Below are 1520 nucleotides of genomic sequence, written 5' to 3' on the forward strand. Positions count from 1 at the left end.
GATCTTCTCCCCCGCCAACTTCGTCCCGTCCGCGACCGACACCTGACCCGCATGGATCGAACGACCCATCCCCACACCACCACCATGGTGGATCGACACCCACGACGCACCCGACGCCACGTTCACCATCGCGTTCAACAACGGCCAGTCCGCGATCGCGTCGGAGCCGTCGAGCATGGACTCGGTCTCGCGGTAGGGGGAGGCGACCGAGCCGCAGTCGAGGTGGTCGCGGCCGATCACGACCGGCGCCGACAGCTCGCCGGAGGCGACCATGTCGTTGAACCGCTCACCCGCCTTGTCCCGCTCCCCGTAACCCAACCAGCAGATCCGCGCCGGCAGACCCTGGAAATGCACCCGCTCCTGCGCCATCTTGATCCACCGGTGCAACGACTCGTTCTCCGGAAACAGGTCCAAGACCGCCTGGTCCGTCTTCGCGATATCGGCCGGGTCACCCGACAGCGCCGCCCACCGGAACGGACCCTTCCCCTCACAGAACAACGGCCGGATATACGCCGGCACGAACCCCGGGAAGTCGAACGCCCGGCCGTAACCCGCGAGCTGGGCCTCGCCACGGATCGAGTTGCCGTAGTCGAACACCTCCGCACCCTTGTCCATGAACCCGACCATGGCCTCGACGTGCCGGGCCATCGCCTCACGCGAACGCTGCGTGAACTCGGCCGGCTTCTCCGCCGCATAGGACGCCATGTCGTCGAACGCCACACCCACCGGCAGATACGACAGCGGGTCGTGGGCGGACGTCTGGTCGGTCACGATGTCGATCGGCGCGTCCATCGCCAACAGCGCCGGAACCAGCTCCGCCGCGTTCCCCAGCAGACCGATCGACAGCGGCTTACGCGCATCCCGCGCCTCCACCGCCAGTTCCAGCGCGTGCTTGAGGTCCTTCGCCTCCACATCCAGATACCGGTGCTCGATACGACGCGCGATCCGGGACGGATCGCAGTCGATACAGATCGCCACGCCGTCGTTCATCGTCACCGCCAACGGCTGCGCGCCGCCCATCCCGCCCAGACCCGCCGTCAACGTGATCGTCCCCGCCAACGTCCCGTTGAACCGCTTCGCCGCAACCGCCGCAAACGTCTCATACGTGCCCTGCAGGATGCCCTGCGTGCCGATGTAGATCCACGAACCGGCCGTCATCTGCCCGTACATCGTCAGCCCCAGCGACTCCAGACGCCGGAACTCCTCCCAGTTCGCCCAGTCACCCACCAGGTTCGAGTTCGCGATCAAAACCCGCGGCGCCCACTCATGCGTCTGCATCACACCGACCGGACGCCCCGACTGGACCAACATGGTCTCGTCACCCTTGAGCGTCTGCAGCGTCCGCACCATCGCGTCATACGAACGCCAGTCACGCGCCGCCTTACCCGTCCCCCCGTAAACAACCAACTTCTCCGGATGCTCCGCAACCTCCGGATCCAGATTGTTGTTCAACATCCGCAGGGCGGCCTCCTGCTGCCAACCCAAAGTGCTGAGCCCCGTACCACGTGCGGCACGGACCG

The 1520-nt window shown here is 66.3% G+C and carries 1 protein-coding gene; it reads right to left on the reverse strand.

Annotation, left to right across the window (positions count from 1 at the left end; genetic code table 11):
- Window positions 1–1520: urocanate hydratase (gene hutU, locus ABH928_RS36455; protein ID WP_370073052.1), on the reverse strand; the 1520-nt coding region annotated here is incomplete at both ends.

The sequence above is a fragment of the Streptacidiphilus sp. MAP5-3 genome (genome assembly GCF_041262505.1).
Classification (GTDB): domain Bacteria; phylum Actinomycetota; class Actinomycetes; order Streptomycetales; family Streptomycetaceae; genus Streptacidiphilus.